A 5,486-nucleotide genomic window follows, 5' to 3' on the forward strand; every position below is an offset into this window, starting at 1 on the left:
AAAACAAAACCCCATCTGCTTTCGCAAATGGGGTTTCGGAATTTAATCTTGACGATGACCTACTCTCACATGGGGAAACCCCACACTACCATCGGCGATGCATCGTTTCACTACTGAGTTCGGGATGGGATCAGGTGGTTCCAATGCTCTATGGTCGTCAAGAAATTCGGTAGCCAGCTCGTGTGCCTTTCGGTTCACGCTCCAGCGAATGGGTATGTAATAGATTTGTGTGTTACTTGTAAATTTTCGACGTATAGCGTCTTCACACACCGCAATCTGGCCTCTTTCGAGTTCACAAATTGCTTGGGTGTTATATGGTCAAGCCTCACGGGCAATTAGTATTGGTTAGCTCAACGCCTCACAGCGCTTACACACCCAACCTATCAACGTCGTAGTCTTCGACGGCCCTTCAGGGAACTCAAGGTTCCAGTGAGATCTCATCTTGAGGCTAGTTTCCCGCTTAGATGCTTTCAGCGGTTATCTATTCCGAACATAGCTACCCGGCAATGCCACTGGCGTGACAACCGGAACACCAGAGGTTCGTCCACTCCGGTCCTCTCGTACTAGGAGCAGCCCCTCTCAAATCTCAAACGTCCACGGCAGATAGGGACCGAACTGTCTCACGACGTTCTAAACCCAGCTCGCGTACCACTTTAAATGGCGAACAGCCATACCCTTGGGACCGGCTTCAGCCCCAGGATGTGATGAGCCGACATCGAGGTGCCAAACACCGCCGTCGATATGAACTCTTGGGCGGTATCAGCCTGTTATCCCCGGAGTACCTTTTATCCGTTGAGCGATGGCCCTTCCATACAGAACCACCGGATCACTAAGACCTACTTTCGTACCTGCTCGACGTGTCTGTCTCGCAGTCAAGCGCGCTTTTGCCTTTATACTCTACGACCGATTTCCGACCGGTCTGAGCGCACCTTCGTACTCCTCCGTTACTCTTTAGGAGGAGACCGCCCCAGTCAAACTACCCACCATACACTGTCCTCGATCCGGATAACGGACCTGAGTTAGAACCTCAAAGTTGCCAGGGTGGTATTTCAAGGTTGGCTCCACGCGAACTGGCGTCCACGCTTCAAAGCCTCCCACCTATCCTACACAAGCAAATTCAAAGTCCAGTGCAAAGCTATAGTAAAGGTTCACGGGGTCTTTCCGTCTAGCCGCGGATACACTGCATCTTCACAGCGATTTCAATTTCACTGAGTCTCGGGTGGAGACAGCGCCGCCATCGTTACGCCATTCGTGCAGGTCGGAACTTACCCGACAAGGAATTTCGCTACCTTAGGACCGTTATAGTTACGGCCGCCGTTTACCGGGGCTTCGATCAAGAGCTTCGCGTTAGCTAACCCCATCAATTAACCTTCCGGCACCGGGCAGGCGTCACACCCTATACGTCCACTTTCGTGTTTGCAGAGTGCTGTGTTTTTAATAAACAGTCGCAGCGGCCTGGTATCTTCGACCGGCATGGGCTTACGCAGTAAATGCTTCACCCTCACCGGCGCACCTTCTCCCGAAGTTACGGTGCCATTTTGCCTAGTTCCTTCACCCGAGTTCTCTCAAGCGCCTTGGTATTCTCTACCCAACCACCTGTGTCGGTTTGGGGTACGGTTCCTGGTTACCTGAAGCTTAGAAGCTTTTCTTGGAAGCATGGCATCAACCACTTCGTCGTCTAAAAGACAACTCGTCATCAGCTCTCGGCCTTAGAATCCCGGATTTACCTAAGATTCCAGCCTACCACCTTAAACTTGGACTACCAACGCCAAGCTGGCCTAGCCTTCTCCGTCCCTCCATCGCAATAACCAGAAGTACAGGAATATTAACCTGTTTTCCATCGACTACGCTTTTCAGCCTCGCCTTAGGGACCGACTAACCCTGCGTCGATTAACGTTGCGCAGGAAACCTTGGTCTTTCGGCGTGGGTGTTTTTCACACCCATTATCGTTACTCATGTCAGCATTCGCACTTCTGATACCTCCAGCAAGCTTCTCAACTCACCTTCACAGGCTTACAGAACGCTCCTCTACCGCATCACCTAAGTGATACCCGTAGCTTCGGTGTATGGTTTGAGCCCCGTTACATCTTCCGCGCAGGCCGACTCGACTAGTGAGCTATTACGCTTTCTTTAAAGGGTGGCTGCTTCTAAGCCAACCTCCTAGCTGTCTAAGCCTTCCCACATCGTTTCCCACTTAACCATAACTTTGGGACCTTAGCTGACGGTCTGGGTTGTTTCCCTTTTCACGACGGACGTTAGCACCCGCCGTGTGTCTCCCATGCTCGGCACTTGTAGGTATTCGGAGTTTGCATCGGTTTGGTAAATCGGGATGATCCCCTAGCCGAAACAGTGCTCTACCCCCTACAGTGATACATGAGGCGCTACCTAAATAGCTTTCGAGGAGAACCAGCTATCTCCGAGCTTGATTAGCCTTTCACTCCGATCCACAGGTCATCCGCTAACTTTTCAACGGTAGTCGGTTCGGTCCTCCAGTTAGTGTTACCCAACCTTCAACCTGCCCATGGATAGATCGCCCGGTTTCGGGTCTATTCCCAGCGACTAGACGCCCTATTAAGACTCGCTTTCGCTACGCCTCCCCTATTCGGTTAAGCTCGCCACTGAAAATAAGTCGCTGACCCATTATACAAAAGGTACGCAGTCACCCAACAAAGTGGGCTCCCACTGCTTGTACGCATACGGTTTCAGGATCTATTTCACTCCCCTCTCCGGGGTTCTTTTCGCCTTTCCCTCACGGTACTAGTTCACTATCGGTCAGTCAGTAGTATTTAGCCTTGGAGGATGGTCCCCCCATATTCAGACAAAGTTTCTCGTGCTCCGTCCTACTCGATTTCATGACTAAGAGATTTTCGCGTACAGGGCTATCACCCACTATGGCCGCACTTTCCAGAGCGTTCCGCTAATCTCAAAGCCACTTAAGGGCTAGTCCCCGTTCGCTCGCCACTACTAAGGGAATCTCGGTTGATTTCTTTTCCTCAGGGTACTTAGATGTTTCAGTTCCCCTGGTTCGCTCCATACACCTATGTATTCAGTGTAAGGTAACCATCTTATGATGGCTGGGTTCCCCCATTCAGACATCTCCGGATCAAAGTCTGTTTGCCGACTCCCCGAAGCTTTTCGCAGGCTACCACGTCTTTCATCGCCTCTGACTGCCAAGGCATCCACCGTATGCGCTTCTTCACTTGACCATATAACCCCAAGCAATCTGGTTATACTGTGAAGACGACATTCGCCGAAAATTCGCAATTTAACTCACAAATTTTACCTTAGCCTGTAACAACACCAGTGAAAGTGTTGCCCAGTCTAACTTTCTATTACATACCCAAATTTTTAAAGAACGATCTAATCAAAGACTAGAAATCAACATTCACCATCATCACAATGGAATGCTCATTTCTAAGCTTTACATGACAGAAGCAGTAGTGGTGGAGCCAAACGGGATCGAACCGTTGACCTCCTGCGTGCAAGGCAGGCGCTCTCCCAGCTGAGCTATGGCCCCGTATTTCTACAGGCGTTTCCCACACAAAATTGGTGGGTCTGGGCAGATTCGAACTGCCGACCTCACCCTTATCAGGGGTGCGCTCTAACCAACTGAGCTACAGACCCAATTTCGGGCTGCTTCTAAATCGTCTTCTTCAATGAATCAAGCAATTCGTGTGGGAACTTATGGAGCAGCTGATGTCGTCGATTAAGGAGGTGATCCAGCCGCAGGTTCCCCTACGGCTACCTTGTTACGACTTCACCCCAGTCATGAATCACACCGTGGTAACCGTCCTCCCGAAGGTTAGACTAGCTACTTCTGGTGCAACCCACTCCCATGGTGTGACGGGCGGTGTGTACAAGGCCCGGGAACGTATTCACCGCGACATTCTGATTCGCGATTACTAGCGATTCCGACTTCACGCAGTCGAGTTGCAGACTGCGATCCGGACTACGATCGGTTTTCTGGGATTAGCTCCACCTCGCGGCTTGGCAACCCTCTGTACCGACCATTGTAGCACGTGTGTAGCCCAGGCCGTAAGGGCCATGATGACTTGACGTCATCCCCACCTTCCTCCGGTTTGTCACCGGCAGTCTCCTTAGAGTGCCCACCATTACGTGCTGGTAACTAAGGACAAGGGTTGCGCTCGTTACGGGACTTAACCCAACATCTCACGACACGAGCTGACGACAGCCATGCAGCACCTGTCTCAATGTTCCCGAAGGCACCAATCTATCTCTAGAAAGTTCATTGGATGTCAAGGCCTGGTAAGGTTCTTCGCGTTGCTTCGAATTAAACCACATGCTCCACCGCTTGTGCGGGCCCCCGTCAATTCATTTGAGTTTTAACCTTGCGGCCGTACTCCCCAGGCGGTCAACTTAATGCGTTAGCTGCGCCACTAAGAGCTCAAGGCTCCCAACGGCTAGTTGACATCGTTTACGGCGTGGACTACCAGGGTATCTAATCCTGTTTGCTCCCCACGCTTTCGCACCTCAGTGTCAGTATTAGTCCAGGTGGTCGCCTTCGCCACTGGTGTTCCTTCCTATATCTACGCATTTCACCGCTACACAGGAAATTCCACCACCCTCTACCATACTCTAGCCTGTCAGTTTTGAATGCAGTTCCCAGGTTGAGCCCGGGGATTTCACATCCAACTTAACAAACCACCTACGCGCGCTTTACGCCCAGTAATTCCGATTAACGCTTGCACCCTCTGTATTACCGCGGCTGCTGGCACAGAGTTAGCCGGTGCTTATTCTGTCGGTAACGTCAAGACAATCACGTATTAGGTAACTGCCCTTCCTCCCAACTTAAAGTGCTTTACAATCCGAAGACCTTCTTCACACACGCGGCATGGCTGGATCAGGCTTTCGCCCATTGTCCAATATTCCCCACTGCTGCCTCCCGTAGGAGTCTGGACCGTGTCTCAGTTCCAGTGTGACTGATCATCCTCTCAGACCAGTTACGGATCGTCGCCTTGGTGAGCCATTACCCCACCAACTAGCTAATCCGACCTAGGCTCATCTGATAGCGCAAGGCCCGAAGGTCCCCTGCTTTCTCCCGTAGGACGTATGCGGTATTAGCGTCCGTTTCCGAACGTTATCCCCCACTACCAGGCAGATTCCTAGGCATTACTCACCCGTCCGCCGCTCTCAAGAGGTGCAAGCACCTCTCTACCGCTCGACTTGCATGTGTTAGGCCTGCCGCCAGCGTTCAATCTGAGCCATGATCAAACTCTTCAGTTCAAACATCTTTGGGTTTTTAAGAAACCCTAAACTTGGCTCAGCAATCGTTGGTTACATCTTTGATTTCTCGCGGAGTAACTTGTGATGCTGATAATCTTGTTGACTATCAGTCTGACTCCACAAGCACCCACACGAATTGCTTGATTCAGTTGTTAAAGAGCGGTTGGTTAAGATCTTTCGTCTCAACCGAGCGGCGCATTCTACAGCAGCCTCTGTTGCTGTCAAGCGGTTATTTTAAGAAG

2 tRNA genes and 3 rRNA genes are annotated in these 5,486 nt (G+C 51.1%); all 5 read right to left on the bottom strand.

Annotated features, from left to right (window positions below):
• Positions 1 to 46: 46 nt before the first annotated feature.
• Positions 47 to 162, bottom strand: a 5S ribosomal RNA gene (gene rrf / locus AAEZ06_RS26815).
• Positions 163 to 314: 152 nt separating this feature from the next.
• Positions 315 to 3,206 (bottom strand): 23S ribosomal RNA (locus AAEZ06_RS26820).
• Between the two features lie 235 nt (positions 3,207 to 3,441).
• Positions 3,442 to 3,517: transfer RNA gene (locus AAEZ06_RS26825), tRNA-Ala, on the bottom strand.
• Positions 3,518 to 3,547: 30 nt separating this feature from the next.
• Positions 3,548 to 3,624, bottom strand: a tRNA-Ile gene (locus AAEZ06_RS26830).
• Between the two features lie 83 nt (positions 3,625 to 3,707).
• A 16S ribosomal RNA gene (locus AAEZ06_RS26835) occupies positions 3,708 to 5,244 on the bottom strand.
• Together the 16S, 23S and 5S rRNA genes with 2 tRNA genes alongside form the textbook arrangement of a ribosomal RNA operon.
• Positions 5,245 to 5,486: the final 242 nt, after the last annotated feature.

Origin of the sequence: Pseudomonas sp. HY7a-MNA-CIBAN-0227 (assembly GCF_040310325.1) — a bacterium.
GTDB lineage: Bacteria > Pseudomonadota > Gammaproteobacteria > Pseudomonadales > Pseudomonadaceae > Aquipseudomonas.